Below are 24,616 nucleotides of genomic sequence, written 5' to 3' on the forward strand. Positions count from 1 at the left end.
CCCACCCTTCGACACCAGGGGAGAACCCCGTCCCGTGAACCGACCGACCACCCGCCCGTCCGCCCGCCCGCTGGTCATCGCGCACCGGGGGAGTTCGGCGAGCGCCCCGGAGAACACGCTCGCCGCCTTCGAGGCGGCGCTGCGCGCCGGGGCCGACCTGCTCGAGCTCGACGTGCGGCTCGACGGGGACGGGGTCCCCGTCGTCCTGCACGACGAGACCCTCGACCGGACCACCGACCGCTGCGGGGCCGTCGCGGAACTGCCCGGTCCCGTGGTGCGGGCGGCCGACGCCGGGTCGTGGTTCTCGCCGGCCTTCGCCGGGCAGCGGGTCCCGACGCTGCAGCAGGTCGTCGACCTCGTGGCGCTGCACGGGACCGGTGGCCTCCTCGTGGAGTTCAAGGGGGCCTGGACCCCCGCGGCGGTGGCGGGGGCGGTGGCCACGCTGCGGACGGCCGGGGTGGCCGGCCGCAGCGTCGTGCAGAGCTTCGAGGTCGAGACGGTGCGGACCCTGCGGGACGTCGCCCCCGACGTCCGACGGGCTCTGCTCGTCCTGCACCCCGGGGCCCGCGCCGCGGCGCAGGACGTGGCGGCGTCGTTCGGCGACCTCGCGCACGACCCGTTCACGGCGTTGTCGACGCCGGCCGGGCAGACGCTCGCCGCGGCGCAGGAGGTGGTCGCCGAGCTCGGGGTCGTCGCGGTCAACCCCCACGTGGCCGGTCTCGTGGCCAGCCCCCACGTCGTGGCCGAGTACCACGCGGCGGGTGTGGCGACGTACCCGTGGACGGTGGACGAACCCCGGCTGTGGGTGGACCTGCTGCGGCACCGGGTCGACGGGATCATCACCGACGACCCGGGCCGGTTGCGCGGTTTCCTCCAGGCGCGCGAGGTCCGCTCCTCGCAGGACGAGGCCCTCGAGGAGCGTGCGGAGCTGACCCTCGCCGCGACGCGGCAGGGCGCGCCGGCCGCCCGGCTCACCCCCGCGTGAGCCCGTCCGGTCCCCCCGCGGAACGCTTCGCGGGGGGCCGGTGGGGGAACCGTGCAGGTCGGTGCGGTCGGGTCCGGCCGTGGCGGGCGGAAGGGACCATCGGTCGCGTGAGGTTCCGTCCGTTCCCCGTGCTCGCGGCCCTGCTCGCCGCCGCCCTCCTCGTCGCCGGTTGTTCCGGGCAGGGCCCCGACGACCGGACCCCGCCGCCCCGGGGCGGGTCGCCGTCGTCCGCGACCCCCACCGCGACCCCCACCGCGACGCGGACGCACACCGCTGACGAGCAGCGGTTCAAGACCGTCGACTTCGGTGCCGAGAACGTCCTGGAGACGACGCTGCACGGCGCGGCCTCCGGCGTGACGATGAAGGTGTGGGTCTGGACACCCCCGCAGTACGACGACCCCGCGTACGCCCACCAGGACTTCCCGGTGCTGTTCCTGTACCCGGGGGGCGACGGCGCCACGTACAACAACTGGACCGACCGGTCCTACTCGGCGCAGGAGGTCGTGGACTCCGCCTCGCGCGACGGGTCGGTGCTGCCGTTCGTCTTCGTCATGCCGGAGATGCAGGTCTCCAAGAACGTGGACACCGAGTGCACCGACCTCCCGGGCCAGCCGAAGGTCGGCACCTTCCTCGACACCGACGTCCCGGCGATGGTGCAGCACGACTTCCGCGTGCTGCCCCCCGGGAAGGGCTGGGGCACGGCCGGTGCGTCGTCCGGTGCCTACTGCGCGGCCGCCATCGCGCTGCGCGAACCCGGCGAGTACGGGGCCGTCGTGAGCATCGCCGGGTACTTCGACATGGAGACCGAGCTGCCGCACTGGGACACCGCGACGCTCGCGCAGTACCCGACGGCGCTGGCGCCGACGTTCGCGGGCACGCTGGCCTGGCTCCTCGTCGCGGGGACCGCCAGTCCCGAGGACGTCGCGCAGGCGAAGCGGTTCTCGGGGCTCGTGCGTCCCCCGTCGACGGCCCAGGTGTTCCTGCAGGACGGGGGGAAGCACCTCACGACGTCCTTCAAGGCCGCCATGCCCGAGGTGTTCGCCTTCTTCAGCGAGCACCTCGACGGGCCCCGGCCGCAGTGACGGCCAGGACCCGGGAGCCGGTCGTGATCAGCCGGCGGTCAGGGGGGAGGGGTCGGAGAACGTCAGCCGACCCTCCTCCACCCGGGCCCGCACGACCTGGGAGTAGCCCTCGGTGACCAAGGCGTCGAACAGCGGCTGCATCCGCTTGGCCTGCCTGACCAGCACGACGCGGGCGCCACCGGCCTGCAGCTCACGCTGCTTGCGCAGTAGTTCGCCCGCCTCGACGCCGGCGGGGTGCACCAGCGCCACCGCGGGGGCCGCGTCCGCCGGCAGCGAGACCTCGTCGATGATGCGCTCGAACCCGATCGAGAAACCCGCCGCCGGCACGTCCCGGCCGGTGAACCGGCCGACCATGCCGTCGTAGCGCCCGCCCCCGGCGATCGAGGAACCCCCGCCCGGCAGGGACATCTCGAAGATCGGGCCGGTGTAGTAGCCCATGCCGCGCACGAGCGTGACGTCGAACTGCACGTCGAGGTCCGGGGCCGCGATCGCGACGGCCGCCGCGATCTCCTGCAACCGCGTGATCGAGGCGGCGGGGACCGCGTCCGGCAGGGCGCCGTCCCCCAACCGGGCCACGTCCCGCAGCGGCAGGAGGTCGGTGAGGGCCTTCTCCAGCGCCCCGACGGGTTCCTCGCCGAAACCCTTGGACCGCAGTTCGGCGAGCACGCCGTCGAGCCCGACCTTGTCGTTCTTGTCCACGGTGATGAGGACGCTGCCGTGGTCGGCCTCGGCGAACCCGCACCCGGTCAGCAGCCCGGTGAGGACGCCGCGGTCGTTGAGCCGCAGCGTCGTGCCGGTGAGCCCGAGCCGGGTGAGGGCGGTGTGGGTGGCCGTGACGAGTTCGACCTCGGCCAGGCTGCCCGCCTCCCCGAGGATGTCGATGTCGCACTGGACGAACTGGCGGTAGCGGCCCTTCTGCGGCCGTTCGGCCCGCCACACCGGACCGATCTGCAACGCCTTGAACGGCATCCGCAGCGCACCGGCGTTGGAGGCGACGTAGCGCGAGAGGGGGACGGTGAGGTCGAAGCGCAGGGCCAGGTCGGCCGCGTCCGCGGGCAGCACGGGTTCGTCGGCGGCCAGGCCGCGGCGCAGTACCTTGAAGAGCATCTTCTCGTTCTCGCCCCCCTGCCCGGACTCCATCCGCGACAGGTCCTCCAGGGCGGGCGTCTCGACCTCGTCGAAGCCGAACGAGCGGTAGACCGCGCGGATGACGTGCAGGGCGTGCTCCCGGCGAGCCTTCTCGACCGGCAGGACGTCGCGCATGCCCCGTGCGGGGACCACCTTGGAAGCCATGGGGTCATGGTAGAGGGCGTGGAGCAGGCGCCGACGGCGTCGGGGACCCGGCACCACGCCGCTCGCGGCGTCGGGTCCCCGTGGGTCGTGCGCGCTGCCCGCCCCGGCCCGGTCAGGGGGGCGGGCGGGGTCAGGCGCCGCCGGGTTCCAGGGTGACGGTCCGGGGGCTGAACCCCGTCCCCGTCACGTCGACCCCGTCGGCGGACAGCTCGTCGAGGGCGCGCTGGACGTGGTCGTTGGTCCACGCCGCGTCGTCGGGTTCGGTGGTGATGACCGTCTGACCCTCGGCGTTGCGGGTGTCCCGGGCGATCTGGACCGTCCGCTGCCAGGCCGCCTCGTCGATCAGGCCGGCGCCGCCGGCTGCGGGCCACACGAGCTTGTTCACCTCGTTGACCTGCCACAGCTGGTGGCTGGCGCCCAGGGTCGACCCCTGCGCCACGACGATGTCGCGCGCCTGCTCGGGGTTGTCCCGCGCGAAGGCCCAGCCCCTGATCGAACCCTTGAGGAACTTCACCGTCTGCTCCTGGTAGGCCGTGTCGGCGAGCCTGTCCGTGCTGGCCCACACGGCGTCCTGCAGCATGGCGGTGCCCACCTCGTTCCAGTCCAGCACCGTGAAGTCCCCGGCGGTGTACTGCTCGCCCGTCTCCGGGTTCGTCGCCTCCAGGAGCTGGGCGTACTCGTTGTACGTCATGGCCTGCGCGGCGTCGATGTCGCCCTGCAGCAGTCCCAGCATGTCGAACTGCTGCTGCACGAGCACCACGTCCGAGCTCGGGTCGAGCCCCGCGGCCGTCATCGCGGCGAACAGCTCGTACTCGTTGCCGAACCCCCAGTTGCCCACCTTCTTGCCCCGCAACCCCGCGACGTCGGTGATGCCGGCGGAGGCGAAGGAGACCTGCAGGGTGCCCGACCGCTGGAACACCTGGGCGACGTTGGTGATGGCGGCACCCTGCTCCCGGGAGGCCAGGGCCTTGGGGACCCACGCGATGGCGTAGTCGGCCTGGCCCTGGGCCAGGACGGTCTGCGGGACGATGTCGGAGCCGCCTTCGAGGATCTGGACGTCCAGACCCTCCTCGCGGTAGAAACCCTGGTCCACGGCGGCGAAGTACCCCGCGAACTGACCTTGCGTCACCCACTGCAGCTGCAGCTTCACCGGCGTTCCCCCCGAGCCGCCGGAACCACCGGCCCCGCCGGAGGACGTCTCCTGGTCGGCGCTCCCGCAGGCGGCCAGGCCGAGGGTCGCGGCGGCGCCGGCGAGGGCCGCTCGACGGGTGGGGTGGTGGGTCATCGGGTCCTCCGGAGGGTGGGAGACAGGAGACGTTCCAGCAGCAGAGCGGCGAGGTAGAACAACAACCCCAGGGCGACGGCCCCCAGGACGTAGGACCAGGCCCGCGGGTAGGCGGTGGCGCTGGCGGCGGAGGTGATGCGCGAGCCCAGACCGTCCTGGCGGCCGCCGAAGTACTCGGCGACGACCGCGGCGATGACGCTGAGGGACGAGGCCAACCGCAGGCCGGTGAACACGAACGGGACGGCACCGGGGAGGCGGACGTACCGGGTGACGGTCCACCCCGACACGGCCAGGGACCGCATCAGGTCGGCGTGCACGGGGTCGATGCGCCGCAGACCGCGGGCGGTGTTGACGAACAGGGGGAAGAACACGGCCACGGCGACGACGAGGCGGCGGGGCACGGGACTGGTCGAACCGAACATCGCGTTGAACACGGGGGCGAGCGCGATGATGGGCATCGCGTTCGCCGCGGCCGACAACGGCGACAGGACCTCGTCCAGGAGGCGGAACCGGGCCGCCAGGACGGCGGCGAGGACGCCGGCGCAGGAGCCGGCGACCAGCCCCGTCACCGCCGTCGTGCCGGTGGCCACCGCGGCCTGCGCCACGTCCCCCGCGACCGTGCCCAGGGCGGAGGCGATGGCCGTGGGGGAGGGCAGCACGAACGTCGCGATCCGCCCGGCGACGACGACGAGCTGCCACAGCAGGAGTGCGCTGACACCGACCAGCACCGGCGGCAGCAGGACCTGCAGCCGGTTCCCCCGGGTCACCGGTCCTCCCCGCCCAGGGCCGGGGTGCGGGCCGTCCCCCCGCGCAACGCCTCCCGGACGTCGGTGATGGCCGCGAAGAAGGCCGGGTCCTCCCGCGTCGCCTCCGCCCGGTCGGGCAGGTCCACGTCGACGACGCGGACGACGCGCCCCGGCCGGGCCGACATGACGACGACCTGGGTGGACAGGAACACGGCCTCGGAGATCGAGTGGGTGACGAACACCACCGTGGTGCCGGTGCGGGCGCGGATGGCCAGGAGTTCGGCCTGCAGGCGTTCCCTGGTCATCTCGTCGAGCGCGCCGAACGGTTCGTCCATGAGCAGCAGCGGCGGTTCCTCCGCCAGCGACCGGGCGATCGCGACCCGTTGCTGCATCCCGCCGGACAGTTCCGAGGGGCGCATCCGGGCGACGTCGGACAGCCCCACGAGGCCCAGGAGCTGGCGGGCCCGCTCGGCGCGTTCGCGCCGGCCGACGCCGTGCAGTTCCAGCGGCAGTTCGACGTTGCGCTGGACGGTGCGCCACTCCAGCAGGCCGGCCTGCTGGAACGCGATGCCGTAGTGGTGGGCCAGCCGGGCCTCGTGGGCGCTGCGCCCGCCGACCTCGACGGACCCGGCGGTCGGCTGGACCAGGTCGGCGATGCAGCGCAGCAGGGTCGACTTCCCGCAGCCGGACGGGCCGATGAGGGAGACGAACGCCCCGGGGGCGATGTCCAGGTCGATGCCGGACAGCGCGTGCACGTCGCCGTGGGCGGTGCCGAAGCGCTGGTGCAGCCCCGCGACGCGCACCGCGGGGGCCGGTGGGTGGGTCGTCATCGCGGACCTCCCGAACGGTGGACGAGGACGCCGAGCACGGCGACGAGCGAGGCGACGAGGGCCGAGGCCAGCAGCCCCAGCAGGGCGGCGCCCAGGATCGCCGCGTACAACCGCCCCGGCGCGGACGTGGCCTGCTGGGCGTACTGCAGGACGAGCCGTCCGATCCCGCCCCGGGTGCCGGTGGAGATCTCGGCCACGATCGCGCCGACGACGGCCTGCGCGGCGGCCAGCCGCAGGGCGGGGGCCAGGAAGGGCAGGCTGGCGGGGAACCGCAGGCCGAGCAGCGTCTGCCGGCCCGTGGCGGCGAAGCTGCGGAACAGCTCCCGGGCGATGCCCGTGGTGGCGTGCAGCCCGCGCAGCATCCCCACCGCCACCGGGCAGAACGCCAGGTAGGCGGACAGGACCACGACGGACATCCACGGTTGCCACGACAGCGCCGGGGTGAGCTGCAGACGCCCGCCCCACCCGGCCACGAGGGGGGCGATGGCGATGACGGGCACCGTCTGGCTCAGCACGACGTAGGGGAGCAGCCCGCGCTCGACCAGGCGGAACCGCTGCATCAGGACGGCCAGCCCGATGCCCACGACCGACCCGAGCACCCACCCGCCCGCGGCCATCAGCAGGGTCCCGCCCGCCGCGGCGAGCACCGCGACCCCGACGGTCCGCGACCCGGGCAGGGACACCTCCGGTCGGCCCAGGGTGCGCAGGACCTCCACCACGCCGGGCATGGAGCGCGGGTCGGCGCGCGGGAGCAGGCGCTCGCCGCCGACCTGCACCCCCTGCACCGGGCCGAGCGCCCGGTACAGCTCCCACACCAGGACCAGCACCGCCACCCCGACCAGGGCCATCGCGCCCCGGCGCAGGGCGGTGGCGAGCCGACCGGCGGGCGCCCCGGGCACGGGCGCGGCCCGTTCGGCCCGGGCGGTCGCCAGCAGCTCGGTCACGACACGGCCGTGGCGCGGCTGGTCATGGCCGGCAGGACGACGTCGCCGTAGGTGCGCAGGGTCTGGTCCTTGGCGTCGTGCTGCAGGTACAGCGCGAACTGGTCGACCCCGAGGTCGCGCAGCTGCTCCAGCCGGGCGAGGTGGTCCTGGGCGGTGCCGAGCAGGCAGAACCGGTCGACGATGTCGTCGGGGACGAAGGCCGCGTGGGTGTTGCCGGCGCGGCCGTGCTCGTTGTAGTCGTACCCCCGGCGGTCCTTGACGTAGTCCGTCAGGGCCTGCGGGACGGCGGAGTCGGACCCGTAGCGTTCGACGATGTCGGCGACGTGGTTGCCGACCATCCCGCCGAACCACCGGCACTGCTCGCGGGCGTGGGCCTGCTGCTCGCCCGACCCGTCGGTGACGTAGGCCGGCGCCGCGACGCACACCTTCACCGCGGCCGGGTCCCGGCCGGCGCGTTCGGCGGCCTCGCGGACGCTGCGGATGGTCCAGGCCGCGATGTCGGGGTCGGCCAGTTGCAGGATGAACCCGTCGGCGACCTCCCCGGTGAGCTGCAACGCCTTGGGGCCGTAGGCGGCGACCCACACCTCGGTCTGGTGCCGGGGCCCGTGGTCGACCGCCCAGGGCAGCCGGACGGTCTGCCCGCGGTGCTCCACGGGGCGGCCGTTGGCCAGTTCCCGGATGACGTGCACGGACTCGCGCAGGGTCGCCAGGGTCGTCGGCTTGCCGGACAGCGTGCGGACGGCGGAGTCGCCGCGGCCGATGCCGCAGACGGTGCGCGGGCCGTACATCTCGTTGAGCGTGGCGCAGGTCGAGGCCGTCACCGACCACTCGCGCGTGACGGGGTTGGTGACCATCGGGCCGACGACGACCTTGCGGGTGGCCTGCAGGATCGCCGAGTGCACGACGTACGGTTCCTCCCACAGGACGTGGGAGTCGAAGGTCCAGACGTGGGAGAACCCGTAGGTCTCCGCCACCCTGGCCAGTTCCACCACGCGCGAGGCCGGGGGAGTGGTCTGCAGGACGACGCCGAAATCCATGGAGAACCCTTTCAGCGCAGGTACTGGGACAGGCCGCGACGGACGAACTGCCCGTGGGAGGGCGAGCCGAGGTAGGTCCCGCGGTCGACGATCGTGCGTCCGCGGGACAGCACGGTGCGGACCCCGCCGGTCAGCTCGAAACCCTCGAACGCGGAGTAGTCGATGTTCATGTGGTGGGTCCGGGCGGAGATGCGCGTGGTCGCGCTCGGGTCGTAGACGACGATGTCGGCGTCGGACCCGGGGGCGATCGCGCCCTTGCGGGGGTACATGCCGAACATGCGGGCCGGGGTGGTGGAGCAGGTCTCGACCCAGCGCTGCAGCGACAGGTGCCCGTCGACGACCCCCTGGTGGACGAGGTCGAGGCGGTGCTCGACCCCGCCCATGCCGTTGGGGATCTTGGAGAAGTCCCCCACCCCGAGCTGCTTCTGGTCGTTGAAGCAGAAGGGGCAGTGGTCGGTGGAGACCACGGCCAGGTCGTCGGTGCGCAGACCCTGCCACAGGTCGGCGGCGTGCCGTTCGTGCTTGGACCGCAACGGGGTCGAGCACGCGTACTTGGCGCCCTCGAAGCTGCCCGGGCCGCCGGCGCCGAGGTGGTCCTCCAGCGTCAGGTACAGGTACTGCGGGCAGGTCTCGGCGAAGACGTTGGCTCCCGCGGTGCGCTCGGCGGCGATGCGGGCCAGGGCCTGGGAGGCCGAGACGTGCACGACGTAGAGGGGGGTCCCCCCGGCCACCGCGGCCAGCGCGATCGCCCGGTTGACCGCCTCGGCCTCCAGCTCGGCCGGCCGGGTCAGGCCGTGGAAGACCGGGTCGGTGTTCCCTGCGGCCAGGGCCTGCTGGACCAGGACGTCGATCGCGATGCCGTTCTCGGCGTGCATCATGATCGTCGCGCCGTTGTCGGTCGCGCGCTGCATCGCCCGCAGGATCTGGCCGTCGTCGGAGTAGAAGACCCCGGGGTAGGCCATGAACAGCTTGAAGCTCGTGATGCCCTCGTGCGCCACGAGCGAGTCCATCGCCGTGAGCGAGTCCTCGTCGACCCCGCCGAGGATCATGTGGAACCCGTAGTCCACCGCGCTGTTCCCGGCGGCCTTGGCGTGCCAGGTCTCCAGGGCGCGTTCGACGACCTCGCCGGTGCGCTGCACGACGAAGTCGACGACGGTGGTCGTCCCGCCGAACGCCGCGGCCCGCGTCCCGGTCTCGAACGTGTCGCTGGCCTCCGTACCCCCGAACGGCATCTCCATGTGCGTGTGGACGTCGACCCCGCCCGGCAGGACGTAGCACCCCGTGGCGTCGATGCGGTCCTCCGCCGCGATCTGCGTCCCGGGGGCGAGCAGGGCCACGACGCGTTCGCCCTCGACGAGGACGTCGGTGGGGGTGGTGGAGGTGGTGGAGACGAGGTCGCCGCCGGTGATGAGGGTCCGGCGCGCGGTGCTCACGGCCGCACCAGGTCGCCGTAGGAGTCCGGCCGGCGGTCGCGGTAGAACTGCCAGTCGGTGCGGGCCCGGCGGATGAGGTCCATGTCCAGGTCCCGGACGAGGAGTTCGGGGTTCTCGCTGCTCGCCTTCTCGCCGACGAAGTTCCCCATCGGGTCGGCGATGTAGCTCGTGCCGTAGAAGGGGACGGCGTCGTCCCCGTACTCACCCGTCTCGGCGCCCACCCGGTTCGGGACGGCCACGAAGTACCCGTTCGCGGCGGCCGCCGTCGGCTGCTCCAGTTCCCACAGGCGGTTGGAGAGGGAGGGCTTGGAGGCGTTGGGGTTGAAGACGATCTCGGCGCCGGCCAGGCCGAGCGCGCGCCAGCCCTCGGGGAAGTGCCGGTCGTAGCAGATGTAGACGCCGACCTTGCCCACCGAGGTCTCGAACACGGGGTACCCCAGGTTCCCGGGCCGGAAGTAGAACTTCTCCCAGAACCGGTCCAGGTGCGGGATGTGGTGCTTGCGGTACTTGCCGAGGTAACGGCCGTCGGAGTCGACGACGGCTGCGGTGTTGTAGAGGACGCCGGGTTGTTCCTCCTCGTAGACGGGCAGCACCATGACGATGCCGAGCTCGGCGGCGAGGGCCTGGAACCTGGCGACGGTGGGGCCGGGGACGGACTCGGCGTAGTCGTAGTACTTGCTGTCCTGGGTGATGCCGAAGTAGGGCCCGTAGAAGAGTTCCTGGAAGCAGACGAGCTGCGCGCCGGCGGCGGCCGCCTCGCGGGCGTACCCCTCGTGCGCCTCGATCATGCTCTCCTTGTCACCCGTCCAGGCCGCCTGGACGAGGGCGACGCGCACCGTGGTCATCTGCAGGGGTTCCTTCCCGTGGGGGACCGGCGGTGAGCCGGTGACGTGCAGGATTTCGCGCTCGGACCCGCCTCACAAGAACATCTCAGCGCGGCTTGACCCGGTTAGGCTGTGCACGTGCACAACGCCGGAAACATGTTCGCAACGGCCGCCGACACCGCGACCCTCCGGTCGGTGCTGCTCGAACTCCTGGGGGACGTCGACGCCCTGGCGGCCCGGTTCGTGACCCTGCTGTGCGAGGTGGTGCCCTACTCCGACGGGGCCGTCGACCTGCCCCGGCTGCACGTGGACGGCGTCAACACCTACGAGCGGGTGCTGCGGCGCCTGGCCGACCTGCCCGTCCCGGACCGCCTGCTGGAGCGGTCGCGCGACCTGGGCCGCCACCGCGCCCACCTCGACGTGCCCCTGGCGGCCGTCACCACCGGCACCCGGTTGCACTTCCGCGTCGTCTGGGAGGAACTGGCCGAGCGGCTGCCGCCGGAGGCCCTGGTGGGCGCGGTCACCCTGCCGGTGCAGTTGTGGCAGGCGGTCGAGGAGCACTCCGCGGACGTGCAGGTCGGCTACCACGAGGCGGCCACCGCTCTCGCCTACGCGCGGGACCGGGACCGGCGGCGGATCGTGGAGGCCTTTCTGGACTCCGACGGTCGCGACGAGGGGTTGCTCGCCCGGGCCGCCGCCGTGCTGGGGGCCGGCGTCGACGACGACGTGTTCTGCGCCTTCGTGCCGGCGCGACCCGACGCCGGTCCCGAGGCCCGGGCGGTGCTGCACGGCCACGGCCTGCACGGGCACGAGTGGCGCGGGGGGACCGTCGTGCTGGCGCACCGGCCGCGGGGCACGTGGCCGCGCGAGACGGGCGCGCAGCCCGGAGCCGGGCACGGTCGCGCGAGCGCGCCCGCGGCGTTGCGGGACGTCGCGTGCGGTGTCGGCCCCCTGGCGCACGGTCTGGCCCGGGTGCCGCAGGTGGTGCGGGTGGCCGAACGCGTCGCGTCGGTGCTCCCGCCGGAGGTGACCGGTCCGACGCGCCCGGCCGAGGTGGCGCTGGCCGTGGCGGCCCAGTCCCTGGGCGCGATCCGCACGGACGTGGCCGCCGACGTCCTGCACGACCTGCTCGACCTGCCCGCTCCCGAACGGGACCGCCTGCTGGAGACGTTCGACGTGTACTGCGCCACGGGTTCGGTGGCGCTGACGGCCGACCGGGCGTTCTGCCACCGCAACACCGTGCTGAACCGGTTGCGCCGCCTCACCGAGTGCACGGGGCTGGACGTCACCGTCCCCGGGCAGTGCGCCGTCCTGCTGCTCGCGGTCACCGCCTGGCGCTCGAGCGCCCCCGACTGACCCCGCGGACGGCTGCGCGCCTCAGCGGGCGACGAGGTCCTCCAGCGTCGCGCGGGCCCCCTTGGCGTGCAGGGACGCGAGCGCGGCGGTGTACTCCGCGACGAACGCCTCGTCGTCGACGAGGTCGCCGAACAGGGACCTGTCGGCGATGAAGGCCGTCGGCTCCTCCCGGTTGCGCCGGGCCGTGGCGAGGAGGCGGTCGGCGATGCGGTCGCAGACCTCGATGGGCTCACCCTGCTCGTCGACGCCCTCGGCGTAGCGCGCCCAGCTCGCGACGACGGCGGCGGCGCGGAAGAACTCCCCGCCGGCGGCGAGCTGCTCGCGGATCACCGGCAGGAGCCACTTCGGGATGCGGTCCGAGCTCTCGTTGCACAGCCGGGCGACGGTGTCGCGGACCTCGCCGTTGGAGAACCGGTGGACCAGCTCGTGCCGGTAGGCGTCGAGGTCGATGCCCGGGACCGGCGGCAGGGTCGGGGACCCCTCCCGCTCCATGTACTGCAGCAGGAACCGCGCGAACAGGGGGTCCTGCGCCACCTCGTGCACGAGGCGGTACCCGGCGAGGTGGCCGAAGTAGCACAGCGCCTGGTGGCTGGCGTTGAGCAGCCGCAGCTTCATCAGCTCGTAGGGCTCGACGTCCTCGACGACCTGGACGCCGGCGTCCTCGTAGGGCGGGCGTCCCAGGCCGAAGTCGTCCTCCAGGACCCACTGCACGAACGGTTCGCACACGACGGGCCAGGCGTCCTCGATGCCGAACCGCTCGCGGACCTCGGCGCGGTCGTCGTCGGTCGTGCCCGGGGTGATCCGGTCGACCATGCAGTTGGGGAACCGCACGTTCGCGTCGACCCAGGCGCCCAGCTCGGCGTCCTTGGCCGTGGCGAAGGCGACGAAGACCTTGTGCGCCACGTGACCGTTGCCCTGCACGTTGTCGCAGGACATGACGGTGAACGGGGGCACGCCCCGGTCGCGGCGGCGGCGCAGGGCCTCGATCACCAGGCCGAACGTCGTGCGCGGGACGGCGCCGTCGGCGAGGTCGGCGGCCACCCCGGGCTCGTCGAGGACGAAGTCCCCGGTGACGGCGTCGATGTTGTACCCGCCCTCGGTGACGGTGAGGGAGACGATGCGGATGCGCGGGTCGGCCATCGCCTCGACGGCGGCGTCGGGGTCGGCGGGGGCGTGCAGGAAGTCCAGGACGGACCCGATGACGCGCGGTTCGCGCGAGCCGTCGGGGTCCTTCAGGACGAGCGTGTACAGCCCGTCCTGGGCCTCCATGACCTCCTTCATCCGGGCGTCGTGCGGCAGGACGCCGATGCCGCGGATGCCCCAGTCCATCGCCTCGCCGGCGTTCATCAACCGGTCCAGGTACATGGCCTGGTGGGCCCGGTGGAACCCACCGACCCCGAGGTGGACGATCCCCGGTGTCACCCGCGTCCGGTCGTAGGTCGGGACGGGCACGTCGCGACCGATCCGGTCGAGGTTCTCAGCGGTCAGGGGCAGGCTCACGGTCGACTCCCGGAGGTCGGCGAGGTCGGGCGGGTCGGGCAGGTCGGCACGGCTCACTTGACCGCGCCCAGGGACAGACCCTGCACCAGCTTGTCCTGCGCGGCGAAACCGGCCACGAGCACGGGCAGGGAGATGACGGTCGCCGCGGCGCACAGCTGGGCCAGGAACAGGCCCTGGCTGGTGACGAAGCCGGTGAGGAACACCGGGGCGGTCCCGGCCACGGTGGCCGTGAGGGTGCGGGCCAGCAGCAGCTCGTTCCAGCTGAAGATGAAGCAGATGAGGGCGGTCGCGGCGACACCGGGCATGGCGACCGGTCGCACGATCGACCACAGCATCCGGACGAGGCCCGCGCCGTCGATCGAGGCCGCCTCCAGCATCTCACCGGGGACCTCGGCCAGGAAGGACTGCATCATCCACACCGCGATCGGCAGGTTCATCGCGGTGTAGAGCAGGACCAGCAGCCAGATGTTGTCCAGCAGGCCCGTCCGCGTGGCGAACAGGTACAGCGGCAGCAGCCCGGCCACCAGCGGCATGAACTTCGTCGAGAGGAAGAAGAACATGACGTCGGTCCACTTGCGGACGGGCCGGATGGACAGGGCGAAGGCGGCGGGGATGGCCAGGCACAGGACCAGGACGGTCGAGATGATCGAGGCCATCGCCGAGTTCAGCAGCGGGGCGACCGGCTGGGCGGACAGGAAGGAGCGGTACCCGTCGAGGGTGAGCCCGGCCGCGATGGACGGCGGGTTCGTCGCGGCGTCGGGTTCGGAGTGCAGGGAGGTCAGGACCATCCACAGCACCGGCAGGACGAACAGGATCCCGACGATCCAGGCGAGGAGGCCCCAGACGGGCTTGCTGCGGTTCAGCTCGCGGGCGCGGCGTTCCTTGCGGGTGGTGGGCACGTGCTGGCCCGGGCGGGTGCTCGCGACCCCCGCGTTCGAGATGGTGCTCACCGGCCGACCTCCTGCTTGAACATGCTCGAGACCACGCGCAGGGCGAAGGTCGCGATGATGATGGTGGCGATGACCGTCACGACGCCCATGGCCGAGGCCAGGCCGTAGTCGTGGGCCGAGAAGACGGTCTGGTAGATCGTGTACGGCAGGTTCGCGGTCCCCAGGCCGCCGGCGGTGATGGTGAAGACGGCGTCGAAGTTCTGGACGATGTAGATGGCGCCGAGCAGGCCGCCCAGTTCGAGGTACTGCCGCAGGTGCGGGAACGTGAGGTAGCGGAAGATCTGGAAGCCCGTGGCCCCGTCCATCCGGGCCGCCTCCTCGGCGTCGGCCGGCTTGGACTGCAGACCGGCCAGCAGGATGAGCATCATGAAGGGCGTCCACTGCCAGATGAGGGAGACCTCGATCGCGATCTTCGGCGCGGTGGAGATCCAGTCGATCTGCGGTGCGGCGTCGGACCCGAACAGCTTCCACACGGCGTTGACGGTGCCGTTGAGCAGGCCGTAGTTCGGGTTGAACAGGGCGTGCTTCCACAGCAGGGCCGCGGCGATCGGGACGACGAGGAACGGTGCGATCATCATCGTGCGGACGGCGCCGCGGCCGAGGAACTTGCGGTCCAGCAGCAGGGCGATGAACATGCCGAGCACCAGGCTCACCAGGACCACCGTCACCGTGAGGACGAGGGTGTTCACGACGGACTGCCGCAGCTGGGCGTTGGAGAAGACCGCCACGTAGTTGTCGAAGCCCCCGAAACCGCGGTCCTGCGGGTAGTAGGAGTTCCAGTTCATGAACGAGATGACGATGGTCGCCAGGAACGGCAGCTGCGTCGCGACGATCACGAACAGCAGGGCCGGCATCAGGGGGGCGCGGCGGGCCCAGTCGGCGGCGTTGCGCGCCGAGCCCGCTCTGCGCTGAGGCCGGTCGGGACCGACCTTCGTCTGGTGGGAGGCGGTGCTGGCACTCATGGAAGGGACGTCCTCCGCGTTCGGGGAACCGACGGGTCCAGGGGGTGACAGGGGGTCAGGTGCGGCGCGCGACCGCAGCCTCCGGCGGGGCCGGAGGCTGCGGTGGCGGTCACTTCCGGTACTTGTCGCTGACGAGCTGCGTGGCCAGGGTCTGTCCCTGGTCGCAGGCGTCCTCGACGCTCATCTGTCCCGCGATGGCCGAGGAGATGAACTGCGACACCTGCGTGCCGAGGTCGGCGAACTCGGGGATGGCGACGAACTGGATGCCGGGCGCCGGGCGGGGCTGCAGGCCCGGGTTCTCCGGGTCGGCGGAGTTGATGGCGGTCTGGGTCTCCTCGTAGAAGGGGGCCGCCGCCTGCTGGTAGTCGGCGTTCTCGTAGAGGGAGTTGCGCTTCCCGGCCGGCGCGCTGGCCCAGCCGATCTGCTGGCCCACGAGCTCCTCGTACTCCTTGCTGGAGGCCCAGGCGATGAACTTCCAGGCGTTGTCCTTGCGCCGGGAGGCGTTCTGGACCCCCCACGCCCAGGTGTACAGCCACCCGGAGGAGTCGGTCTCGTCGACCGGTGCGGCCGCGTAGCCGATCTTGCCGGCCACGGGAGAGCCCTCCCCGTCCAGCGACCCCGCGGCCGAGGTCGCGTCGTACCACATGGCGACCTGGGACTGGGTCATGCCGTTGAGGCACTCGGTGAACCCGGCCTGGGGCGCGCCGTTCTCGCCGTGAGCACGCACGAGGTCGACGTAGAACTTCGTCGCCTCGACGAACTCGGGGGCGTTGACCCGGGCGGTCCAGTCCTCGTCGAACCAGGTGCCGCCGAAGGTGTTGACGACGGTCGTCAAGGGGGCGAAGACCTGGCCCCAGCCGGGGAGCCCGCGCAGGGCGATCCCCTTCATGTTCGGCACGGCGCCGTCGAGCCGGGCGGCGAAGTCGGCGACCTCGGCCCAGGTCGGCTTGTCCGGCATCGTCAGGCCCTGGGACTCGAAGACGTCCTTGCGGTACATGAGGAAGGACGACTCGCCGTAGAACGGCTCGGCGTAGACCTTGCCGTCCTCGCCGGTCAGGGCCGTGGCCAGCGGCTTGATGATGTCGGACTGGTCGAAGGCGGAGTCGGAGGAGATGTAGTCGTCCAGCGGCGCCAGCCAGTTGTTCTGGGAGTAGAACGGGACCTCGTAGTTCGAGATCGAGGCCACGTCGTACTGGCCGGCCTGGCTGGAGAACTCCTGGCTGATCTTGTCGCGCACGTCGTTCTCGGGCAGGACCGTGTAGTTCACGGTGATGCCGGTGTCCCTGGTGAAGTTGTCGGCGGTCAGCTTCTGCAGGTCCACCATCTGCGGGTTGTTGACCATGATGACGTTGACGGTCGTGTCGTCGCCGCCCCCACCGCCCCCACCGCCTGCTCCCCCGCCCCCGCCGGCGCCCGAGCAGGCGCCGAGGAAGGCGGCTCCACCGAGACCGGCCGCACCGCCGAGGGCGGCTCGGCGGCTGACGCGCGAGCTCGACCCGGGAAGGGTGGTGGGTCGGGGGGTGCCGTGACGTCCAACCATCGTGATCTCTCCAGTGTCTCCGTCGACAGGTGCAGTCGAAGCCCGCGCCCGGGCTGTTCGCCGGCGGGGCCGGCGTTGCTTCCGCTCATCTGAGCGGGCTAGTCTCAGCTGTGACGATGGTGCCCGGGTGGACGATGGCTGTCAACCGGGTACCCGTCGACCCGTCCGCCGCACCCGTGGACGAGGTGGACGACCCCAGACCTCCCAGGAGCTGCGATGCCGAGGACCACACCCCGCACCGGCACCACCGGTCGTCCGTCGCTGGGGGCGCAGGCCCTGGCCGCCGACGCCGCCCGCCGCTTCTTCGTCGAGGGACGGACCAAGGTCGAGATCGCCCGGCAGCTCGGCATCAGCCGGTTCAAGGTGGCGCGCCTGCTGACGCAGGCCCAGGACTCCGGTCTGGTGCAGATCCAGGTGCTCGCCCCGAGCTCGCTGGACGGTGAGCTGGCCGAGGCGCTGCGGGCGGCCCACGGCCTGCGCGCGGCCTACGTCGTCAGGACCGGGGAGGAGTCCCTCGCGGGGCAGCGGCGCACCGTCGCCGAGTTCACCGCGGGGCTGCTGGAGGAGAGCGTCACCGCCGACGACGTCGTGGGGCTGGCCTGGGGACGGACGATCTCGCTGCTCACCGACGCGCTCGCCGCGGACCTGGGGTGCCGCTTCGTCCAGCTCGCCGGCGCCCTGCCCCGCCCCGACGTCGAGGGCAGCGCGGTCGACCTCGTGCGGCGGGCGGCCGAGGCGACCCGGTCGTCGGCGACGACGTTCTACGCCCCGCTCGCGGTGCCCGACGCGGCGACGGCCGAGGGGTTGCGCTCGCAGTCGGGCATCAGCGAGGCCCTCGCCGAGCTCGACCGGCTCACCAAGGCCGTCGTCTCGATCGGCGCCTGGCGGCCGGGGGAGTCCACGGCGCTGGACTCCCTCGGCACCGCCGACCAGGAAGCGCTCACGGCTGCCGGGGTCGTGGCCGAGGTGACCGGCGTCCTCGTCGGCCGGGACGGGCGGGAGGTGCAGGCGCTCGCGGACCGGGTCATCGGGGTCACGGGTGCGCAGCTGCAGGCCACCCCGGACGTGACGGCCATGGCGTGCGGGGACGTGCGCTCCCGCGCCGAGGCGACGGCGTGCGTGCTGCGCAGCGGCATGGTCTCCACCCTCGTCACGCACGCCTCGCACGCCCGGGCCGTCCTGCAGTGCGCGCCGTGAGCGCGGCGAGCGTGGCGCGGCCGGTCGCGGTCCTGCTGTGCGGCACGGTCGGGGCCGGCAAGACGACGTTCGCGCGCGACCTGGAGCGCGAGGGGTACGAACGGCTGTCGATCGACGAGGAGCTGTGGTCGCGGTTCGGGCGCTACGGCGTGGACTACCCGCCCGACCTCTACGACGAGTACAGCCACGTCGCCGAGCACGTCCTGCTGGAGCGGCTGCGCGACCTGCTCGCGCAGCGGCGGGACGTCGTCGTGGACTTCGGGTTCTGGAGCCGGGCCAGCCGGGACCGCTACAAGGGGGAGGTGGAACGGGCCGGGGCCCGGTGGCGGCTGGTCCACCTCGACGTGCCGCGGGAGACGCTGCTGCGCCGGCTGGCCGCGCGCAGCACGAGGTTCGACGCGAACGCCGCGTTCCCCGTCGACGCCGCGACCCTGGACGGGTTCCTCGCCCGGTTCGAGGCGCCCGCGGACGAGGGGGAGGAGGTCGAGCGGTTCCGCGGCTGACCCGCCCCGATCCGCCCGCGAGGGCGTCACCCGTTCGCCCCACCCCCCGGCTCGCGCCGGCCGGGCGGCTGCGACACAGTCGAACCATGCGTCTGGGAACGAGCATCTTCCTGCTGGCGGTCGGGGCGATCCTGACCTTCGCCGTGACCTACTCCGTGGCCGGGGTGGACCTGCAGACCGTCGGGGTCATCCTCATGGTCATCGGGGTCCTGGGGGTCGTCCTCGAGTTCGCCATGTTCCGTCCGCGCCACCAGCGGACGACGAGCGTCACCACGGCCGACCCGGTGTCCGGCACGACGCGCAGCGAGACCACCCGCCGCGACGTCTGAGCCGGGCCCCGGGCTCGGCCGGGTCCCTCAGAACCCCGCGACCGCGTGGGGTTCGTAGGGTCCTTCGAGCTCGGCGACCTCCTCCTCGGTGAGGACGAGGTCGAGGGCGGCGATCGCGTCGTCGAGGTGGCGGGGTTTCGTCGCCCCCACGATCGGTGCGGTGACGACGGGGTTGCGCGCCACCCAGGCGAGGGCGACCTGCGCGCGGGGGACGCCGCGTCGTTCGGCGACGCGGGCGAGCGCCGCGACCACGTCCGCGTCGGAGTCCCGGTACAACGTCTTGCCGAACTCGTCCGTCTCCGAGCGGTTCGTGCTCTCGTCCCAGTCCCGCGTCAGCTTCCCCCGCGCCAGCGGGCTCCACGGGACGACACCGACCCCCTCCGCCGCGCACAACGGCAGCATCTCGCGCTCCTCCTCGCGGTACAGGAGGTTGTAGTGGTCCTGCATGGAGACGAACCGGGCCCACCCATGCCGCTCCTGCAGGTGCAGCGCCGTGGCGAACTGCCACGCCCACATGGAACTCGCCCCCAGGTAGCGGACCTTGCCGGCCTGGACGACGTCGTGCAGCGCCTGCAGCGTCTCCTCCAGCGGTACCGCGGGGTCGAAGCGGTGGATCTGGTAGAGGTCGACGTGGTCGGTTCCCAGCCGGCGCAGGGAGGCGTCGATCTCGGTGAGGATGGCCTGCCGCGACAGGCCGGCGCCGTTGGGGCCCGGCCGCATCCGGCCGTGCACCTTGGTGGCGATGACGACCTGGTCGCGCGGGACGGCCGACAGGAGGGTCTTGCCGACGATCTCCTCGCTGGAACCGTCGGAGTACACGTTGGCGGTGTCGAAGAAGGTGACGCCCGCGTCGAGCGCGCGGTGCAGGAAGGGGACGCTGTCCTCCTCGGGCAGGGTCCAGGCGTGGTTGCCGCGGTGCGGGTCCCCGTAGCTCATGCAGCCGAGCGCGAGGCGGGACACCTCCAGCCCGGAGGATCCGAGTTTCACGTAGTCCATGGGCGCGATGCTGCCCCACCGGGCGTGGGTCCGCCCGTCCGCACCCACCGTCGACGTCCCCGACCGCGCACCGGCGGCGCCCTTCGATCGATCGATCAGTGCTGATCGATCGATCTTGACCCGGTTCCGGGACCCCGGGCACGGTGTGGCACCTCAGGGCGCCACGACGACGCGGGGCCCGTGACCGGCCGGGAGGACCCGTGACCCGCAGGATCGCCGCGAACCCCATCCCCTGGTGGTCGCAGGCAGGCAAGACCCGCGAGGTGTTCGAGGACGCGTTCTCGGCCTTGCGCGACATCGGGTTCACGGCGGTCAAGACCGACGTGCCCGACGGGATGGGGACGGGGGAGTACCTGGACTGGCTCGGCGGGTTCGGCCTCGAACCCTCCACCGGCCTGTTCAGCAGCCCGCTGGACGACACGGTGCAGGTCCCGCAGCTGCTCGACCGGGCCCGCCGGTTCGCCGCTCAGCAGGCCGCCCTCGGACTGGACCGGACGATGTTGTCGTCGATGTCCGTCCCCGAGCGGATGCAGCGCCCCGCCGTGGGGGCCGCGTTCGACCAGGGCCGGTTCGACCGGGCCGTCGACCTCGCCGGGCGGGTGTGCGAGGTCCTGCTCGCCGAGGGGGTCCGGCCGCTGCACCACTCCCACGTCGGCGGGGTGTTCGAGACGGAGGGCGAGGTCACCGCGCTGCTGGACACCCTCGGCCCGGACCTGCTGGGTTTCGGCCCCGACACCGGGCACCTGGCCTGGGCCGGTGCGGACCCGGTGGCCCTCCTGCGCCGCTACGCCGACCGGACCGGCGGGATCCACCTCAAGGACGTGCACGCCGACCACCTGCCCGCGCAGGACGCCACCGGTGACTACCGCACGCTGTCGCGCAGCGGGCGGGTGTGGGCCGAACCGGGGCGGGGCGTGCTCGACCTCGGGGCCGTCCTGGCCGCCCTGCCCGAGGACTACGACGGCGACTACACGATCGAGGTCGACGTCCCCAGCGCGGGTGACGTCGTGGAGTCGCACCGCATCTCCTTCGCGTGGGCGCGGGAGGTGCTGGGGCCGGTCTCGGCCACCTGAGGCCCCGTCCCGCCCGCGGTGCCCCGCGCACCCGTGGAAAGCGCTAGCCGACCACCTCGACCACCCGACCGCACGTGGCAGGAGCCCGACAGTGAGAACGCAGTCGACCCGTGATCGCACCAGGTCCGCGGCCACCGCCCCGCGGGGCGGTGCGGGGGACACCGGGGTGGAGGTCCGCCGCCGGCGCCCCCGCCTCACCCGGGACCAGGCGCTGCTCGTGTGCCTCGGGGTCCCCGGTGGCCTGGCCCTGCTCGTCTTCCACTACGTCCCCCTGCTGGGCAACGTCATCGCCTTCCAGGACTACCAGCCCTACCTCGGGCTCACCGAGTCCGACTGGGTGGGCTGGCAGAACTTCTCGTTCCTCTGGGACGGGAACCCGGAGTTCCGCAACGCGTTGTGGAACACCGTCGTCCTCACGGTCATCCAGACGGTCCTGGTGTTCCCGGTGCCCCTGGCGCTCGCCCTGGTGCTGAACAGCCTGGCGGGCGAACGCCTCAAGCGGACCCTGCAGTCCGTCCTGTACCTGCCCCACTTCCTGTCCTGGGTCATCGTCGTGGCGCTGTTCCAGCAGATGCTCGGCAACGCGGGGATGCTCAACACGTTCCTGATCCAGCACGACCTGCCGATGTTCCAGGTCATCGGCTCCCCGGAACTGTTCAAGGCGCTCGTCACCAGCCAGGTGATCTGGAAGGACGCCGGCTGGGGGACGATCCTGTTCCTCGCCGCGATCTCCCGCATCGACCAGGAGCAGTACGAGGCCGCCGCCGTCGACGGGGCGGGTGCCCGGCAGCGCCTGTGGTACGTGACGCTGCCCGCCCTCAAGGGGCTCATCGTCCTGCTGCTCATCCTGCGCCTCGGCAGCAGCCTGTCGGTGGGGTTCGAGCAGATCCTCCTGCAGCAGGGACCGGTCGGCCTGCAGGCCAGCGAGGTCCTGGACACGTGGGTCTACAACAACGGGATCCTCGGCGGGAACTGGGGGACCTCCGCGGCCGCGGGCCTGGTCAAGGGGATCGTCGGGGTCCTGCTCGTGATCGGGGCGAACAAGCTGGCCCACGCCTTCGGCGAGAGAGGGGTGTACGAGAAGTGAGCACGCTCGAGAACGCGACCATCGGGGACGACACCGTCCGCACGTTCACGAAGGACGGCCGCCGGCCGCCGTGGATGGAGAAGCCGCACCCGCTCACCCAGGCGCTGAAGTTCGTCGTGCTGGCGTTCGCGGTCGCCGTCGTCATCGTCCCGTTCTGGTCGGTCATCGCCACCAGCCTGGCCGACCAGGACACCATCGACGCCGCGGGCGGGGGCATGGTCATGTGGCCCGGGGGCGTCGACCTCGACGCCTACCAGGCTGTCCTGTCCGGGGGCGTGGTCACCCGCGCGGTCGTCATCTCCGTGACCATCACCGTCGTCGGCACCCTGCTGTCCCTCGCCGCGACGGCCGGGCTCGCGTACTGGCTCTCCCGGCCCCGGGCGTGGGGCGCCAAACCCGTGCTCATGCTCGTCCTGGGTGCCGTGCTGTTCTCCCCGGGCCTCATCCCCAGCTACCTCGTCGTCAAGGAGTTCCACCTCCTCGACTCGTACTGGTCGCTCGTCCTGCCCGTCCTGGTCAACGCGTTCAACGTCATCGTCATGCGGGCCTTCTTCCAGGAGCTGCCCAAGGAGCTGTTCGAGTCCGCCGCGATCGACGGGGTCGGCGCGGGGACGGTCCTGCTGCGCATCGTCCTGCCGCTGTCGAAGGCGGTCCTGGCGGTCATCGGGCTCTTCTACGCCGTCGCCTACTGGAACGCGTTCTTCAACGCCCTGCTCTACATCCAGTCCAGCGACAAGTGGCCCATGGCACTGGTGCTGCGCACCTACGTCGTGAACCAGACCACCATCGGCGGCGACCAGGTCTCCTCCGGGGAGGCCCTGCCGCCGCAACTGCCCCTGCAGATGGCGATCCTCGTCATCGCCATCGTGCCCATCCTGCTGGTCTACCCGTTCCTGCAGCGGCACTTCGCCAAGGGCGTGATGATCGGCGCCGTCAAGGGCTGAACCGCTCGTCGAGAACCCCCACCCGTCCCCAGGATCGAGGAGGACCCATGCCCGACCGTCCCGCCCACCGTCCCGTCAGCCGCCGTTCGCTCATCGCCGGGACGTCGGGACTCGCCGCCCTCGCCGCCGCCGGAGGACTCACCGGGTGCTCCAGCGGTGGCAGTCAGGGGTCCGGGAGCGGGGAGAACACGGCCACCCTGCCCACCTACGTCCCCTACGCCGGTGTCACCCCGGACCTGCCCGGCACCGACCAGGGCGTCGACCCCGCGTGGCGCCGCTTCCCGGCCGACAACCCGCGCTCGGTGCAGGACGTCCCCGGGCACGGGGAGACCATCACGGGGATGGCGAACATCTACTTCGCCGTCCCGCCGGGGCCGGACCGGAACAGCTACTGGGCCGGGCTGAACGACCGCCTCGGCGTCGACCTGCAGCTGCAGATGGTCAGCAACGCCGACTACCTGCAGAAGTTCCCCACCGTCATCGCCGGCAACGACCTGCCCGACCTCCTGCAGGTGCCGAACGGCTCCCCGCCGCCGGTCCCCAACATGCCGCAACTGCTGGAGAAGCGGTTCGCGGACCTGTCCGACCACCTGTCCGGCGACGCCGTCAAGGAGTACCCGAACCTCGCGAACATCCCGACCCGGCACTGGCGCGCGACGGTCTACAACTCCGGCATCTACGGCATCCCCGTCCCGCGCGGGGTCATCGCGAACTACCACTTCGTCCGGGCCGACCTGTTCGCCAAGGCCGGTGTCTCCACCGCACCGGAGAGCTACGACGAACTCGTCGACGCCACGCAGGCGCTCACCGACCCCACGCAGCGCCGCTGGGCGTTCGGTCTGATCAACCAGCCCCGCCAGCTGCTGGGGCGGATGAACGGCGAACCCAACATCTGGGCCGAGGAAGGCGGCAAGCTGACCCACGTCTACGAGACCGAGCAGTACGCCCAGTCCGTCACCGACCTCATCGCCATGTGGAAGTCCGGGGTCATGCACCCGGACTCCTTCAACCCGGCCCAACCGTTCAAGCAGCTCTTCAACGCCGGGACCGTCGCGATCAACGCCGCGGACGGCTACCCCGCCTGGGTGCAGTACCAGCTCGACAACGCCGGGAACCCCGACTTCGAGCTCGGCCTCATGCCGTCCTACGAACGCACCGGCGGACAGCTGGCCCAGTGGAACCTCGGCAGCGGCTTCTTCTCGATCACCCTGCTGAAGAAGCAGGACGACCCCGAACGGATCAAGACCGCGCTGCGCGTGCTGAACTGGCTCGCCTCGCCGTTCGGGACGGAGGAGTACAGGTACCGGCTCTTCGGCCAGGAGGGCGTGGACCACGAGACCGACGCCGACGGCAACCCCGTGCTCACCCCGACGGGGACCACGAACACGGTGCTGCCCATCCGGTACCTGGCCGACAGCCCCTACAACGTGTACGTGCCCGGACGCCCGCAGGACGCCGACACCCAGCACGCCTACCAGTCGCTGGAGATCCCCACCGGCATCGCCAACCCCGTCACGGGGCTGTACTCCAACACCGCCTCCAGCAAGAACGCGACGGCGGACAAGGCCTTCACCGACGGCGTCAACGACGTCATCCAGGAGCGGCGGCCGTTCTCCGAGCTCAAGACGCTCGTCAGCACCTGGCGCAGCGCCGTCGGGGACGCGATGCGGACGGAGTACCAGGACGCCCTGCAGAAGGCGGGCGCGACCGCCTCCTGAGC

The 24,616-nt window shown here is 72.2% G+C and carries 23 protein-coding genes; 10 read left to right on the top strand and 13 right to left on the bottom strand.

Annotated elements, in window-relative coordinates; translation table 11 throughout:
* The first annotated feature begins 34 nt into the window (after positions 1-34).
* Positions 35-985, top strand: coding sequence for a glycerophosphodiester phosphodiesterase (locus AB2L28_RS18075; RefSeq protein ID WP_370720378.1), 951 nt, complete (start codon positions 35-37; stop codon positions 983-985).
* A gap of 107 nt (positions 986-1,092) precedes the next feature.
* Complete coding sequence (locus AB2L28_RS18080; protein ID WP_370720379.1) at positions 1,093-2,067, top strand: alpha/beta hydrolase; 975 nt, start codon at positions 1,093-1,095, stop codon at positions 2,065-2,067.
* Between the two features lie 27 nt (positions 2,068-2,094).
* On the opposite strand, the gene hisS is transcribed toward AB2L28_RS18080, so the two are convergent.
* The 8 genes from hisS to AB2L28_RS18120 all read right to left on the bottom strand — a co-directional run bounded on the left by hisS (position 2,095) and on the right by AB2L28_RS18120 (position 10,480).
* Complete coding sequence (hisS, locus tag AB2L28_RS18085) at positions 2,095-3,360, bottom strand: histidine--tRNA ligase (protein ID WP_370720380.1); 1,266 nt, start codon at positions 3,358-3,360, stop codon at positions 2,095-2,097.
* Between the two features lie 130 nt (positions 3,361-3,490).
* A complete protein-coding gene (locus AB2L28_RS18090; RefSeq protein ID WP_370720381.1) occupies positions 3,491-4,645 on the bottom strand; it encodes an ABC transporter substrate-binding protein in 1,155 nt (384 codons plus the stop codon).
* A complete protein-coding gene (locus tag AB2L28_RS18095; RefSeq protein ID WP_370720382.1) occupies positions 4,642-5,412 on the bottom strand; it encodes an ABC transporter permease in 771 nt (256 codons plus the stop codon). Before AB2L28_RS18095 ends, AB2L28_RS18090 begins: the two co-directional genes overlap by 4 nt.
* Positions 5,409-6,221 carry an ABC transporter ATP-binding protein gene (locus AB2L28_RS18100; protein ID WP_370720383.1) on the bottom strand — a complete coding sequence of 271 codons (813 nt, stop codon included), beginning with the start codon at positions 6,219-6,221 and terminating at the stop codon, positions 5,409-5,411. The genes AB2L28_RS18095 and AB2L28_RS18100 overlap by 4 nt, the downstream gene beginning before the upstream one ends.
* Complete coding sequence (locus AB2L28_RS18105) at positions 6,218-7,165, bottom strand: ABC transporter permease (RefSeq protein ID WP_370720384.1); 948 nt, start codon at positions 7,163-7,165, stop codon at positions 6,218-6,220. The genes AB2L28_RS18100 and AB2L28_RS18105 overlap by 4 nt, the downstream gene beginning before the upstream one ends.
* The gene (locus AB2L28_RS18110) at positions 7,162-8,202 is read right to left on the bottom strand and encodes a TIGR03842 family LLM class F420-dependent oxidoreductase (protein ID WP_370720385.1); all 1,041 of its coding nucleotides are present in this window, start codon (positions 8,200-8,202) and stop codon (positions 7,162-7,164) included. Before AB2L28_RS18110 ends, AB2L28_RS18105 begins: the two co-directional genes overlap by 4 nt.
* 11 nt (positions 8,203-8,213) lie before the next feature.
* On the bottom strand, positions 8,214-9,635 hold the full coding sequence (gene hydA / locus AB2L28_RS18115; protein ID WP_370720386.1) for a dihydropyrimidinase: 1,422 nt from the start codon (positions 9,633-9,635) through the stop codon (positions 8,214-8,216).
* The gene (locus AB2L28_RS18120) at positions 9,632-10,480 is read right to left on the bottom strand and encodes a nitrilase-related carbon-nitrogen hydrolase (RefSeq protein ID WP_370720387.1); all 849 of its coding nucleotides are present in this window, start codon (positions 10,478-10,480) and stop codon (positions 9,632-9,634) included. Before AB2L28_RS18120 ends, hydA begins: the two co-directional genes overlap by 4 nt.
* 117 nt (positions 10,481-10,597) lie before the next feature.
* Here AB2L28_RS18120 and AB2L28_RS18125 point away from each other — a divergent pair, with 117 nt between their 5' ends.
* The gene (locus tag AB2L28_RS18125) at positions 10,598-11,815 is read left to right on the top strand and encodes a PucR family transcriptional regulator (protein WP_370720388.1); all 1,218 of its coding nucleotides are present in this window, start codon (positions 10,598-10,600) and stop codon (positions 11,813-11,815) included.
* Positions 11,816-11,836: 21 nt separating this feature from the next.
* Here AB2L28_RS18125 and AB2L28_RS18130 read toward each other — a convergent pair whose 3' ends face one another.
* From AB2L28_RS18130 to AB2L28_RS18145, 4 genes are all read right to left on the bottom strand, one after another.
* Complete coding sequence (locus tag AB2L28_RS18130; RefSeq protein WP_370720389.1) at positions 11,837-13,315, bottom strand: mannitol dehydrogenase family protein; 1,479 nt, start codon at positions 13,313-13,315, stop codon at positions 11,837-11,839.
* Between the two features lie 53 nt (positions 13,316-13,368).
* The gene (locus tag AB2L28_RS18135) at positions 13,369-14,256 is read right to left on the bottom strand and encodes a carbohydrate ABC transporter permease (RefSeq protein ID WP_370720418.1); all 888 of its coding nucleotides are present in this window, start codon (positions 14,254-14,256) and stop codon (positions 13,369-13,371) included.
* 5 nt (positions 14,257-14,261) lie between these two features.
* Complete coding sequence (locus tag AB2L28_RS18140; RefSeq protein ID WP_370720390.1) at positions 14,262-15,227, bottom strand: carbohydrate ABC transporter permease; 966 nt, start codon at positions 15,225-15,227, stop codon at positions 14,262-14,264.
* Positions 15,228-15,336: 109 nt separating this feature from the next.
* Positions 15,337-16,767 carry an ABC transporter substrate-binding protein gene (locus AB2L28_RS18145; protein ID WP_370720391.1) on the bottom strand — a complete coding sequence of 477 codons (1,431 nt, stop codon included), beginning with the start codon at positions 16,765-16,767 and terminating at the stop codon, positions 15,337-15,339.
* A 216-nt stretch (positions 16,768-16,983) separates the two neighbouring features.
* Here AB2L28_RS18145 and AB2L28_RS18150 point away from each other — a divergent pair, with 216 nt between their 5' ends.
* The 3 genes from AB2L28_RS18150 to AB2L28_RS18160 all read left to right on the top strand — a co-directional run bounded on the left by AB2L28_RS18150 (position 16,984) and on the right by AB2L28_RS18160 (position 18,796).
* Positions 16,984-17,964: a sugar-binding transcriptional regulator gene (locus AB2L28_RS18150; protein WP_370720392.1), complete on the top strand. Its 981-nt coding sequence runs from the start codon at positions 16,984-16,986 to the stop codon at positions 17,962-17,964.
* Positions 17,961-18,467: a P-loop nucleotide/nucleoside kinase family protein gene (locus tag AB2L28_RS18155; RefSeq protein ID WP_370720393.1), complete on the top strand. Its 507-nt coding sequence runs from the start codon at positions 17,961-17,963 to the stop codon at positions 18,465-18,467. Before AB2L28_RS18150 ends, AB2L28_RS18155 begins: the two co-directional genes overlap by 4 nt.
* Before the next feature lie 86 nt (positions 18,468-18,553).
* Positions 18,554-18,796: a DUF6458 family protein gene (locus AB2L28_RS18160; protein WP_370720394.1), complete on the top strand. Its 243-nt coding sequence runs from the start codon at positions 18,554-18,556 to the stop codon at positions 18,794-18,796.
* A gap of 27 nt (positions 18,797-18,823) precedes the next feature.
* On the opposite strand, the gene AB2L28_RS18165 is transcribed toward AB2L28_RS18160, so the two are convergent.
* Complete coding sequence (locus AB2L28_RS18165) at positions 18,824-19,792, bottom strand: aldo/keto reductase (protein ID WP_370720395.1); 969 nt, start codon at positions 19,790-19,792, stop codon at positions 18,824-18,826.
* Between the two features lie 200 nt (positions 19,793-19,992).
* Here AB2L28_RS18165 and AB2L28_RS18170 point away from each other — a divergent pair, with 200 nt between their 5' ends.
* The 4 genes from AB2L28_RS18170 (at position 19,993) to AB2L28_RS18185 (ending at position 24,614) form a co-directional block, all read left to right on the top strand.
* Entirely contained in the window at positions 19,993-20,865 is an 873-nt protein-coding gene (locus tag AB2L28_RS18170) for a sugar phosphate isomerase/epimerase family protein (protein WP_370720396.1), read from the top strand.
* A gap of 91 nt (positions 20,866-20,956) precedes the next feature.
* Positions 20,957-21,952, top strand: a complete 996-nt coding sequence (locus tag AB2L28_RS18175; protein WP_370720397.1) for an ABC transporter permease — start codon at positions 20,957-20,959, stop codon at positions 21,950-21,952.
* 74 nt (positions 21,953-22,026) lie between these two features.
* Positions 22,027-22,896, top strand: a complete 870-nt coding sequence (locus AB2L28_RS18180) for a carbohydrate ABC transporter permease (RefSeq protein ID WP_370720419.1) — start codon at positions 22,027-22,029, stop codon at positions 22,894-22,896.
* Positions 22,897-22,943: 47 nt separating this feature from the next.
* Positions 22,944-24,614, top strand: a complete 1,671-nt coding sequence (locus tag AB2L28_RS18185) for an extracellular solute-binding protein (protein WP_370720398.1) — start codon at positions 22,944-22,946, stop codon at positions 24,612-24,614.
* Positions 24,615-24,616: the final 2 nt, after the last annotated feature.

The organism is Kineococcus mangrovi, from assembly GCF_041320705.1.
GTDB classification, from domain to species: Bacteria; Actinomycetota; Actinomycetes; order Actinomycetales; family Kineococcaceae; genus Kineococcus; species Kineococcus mangrovi.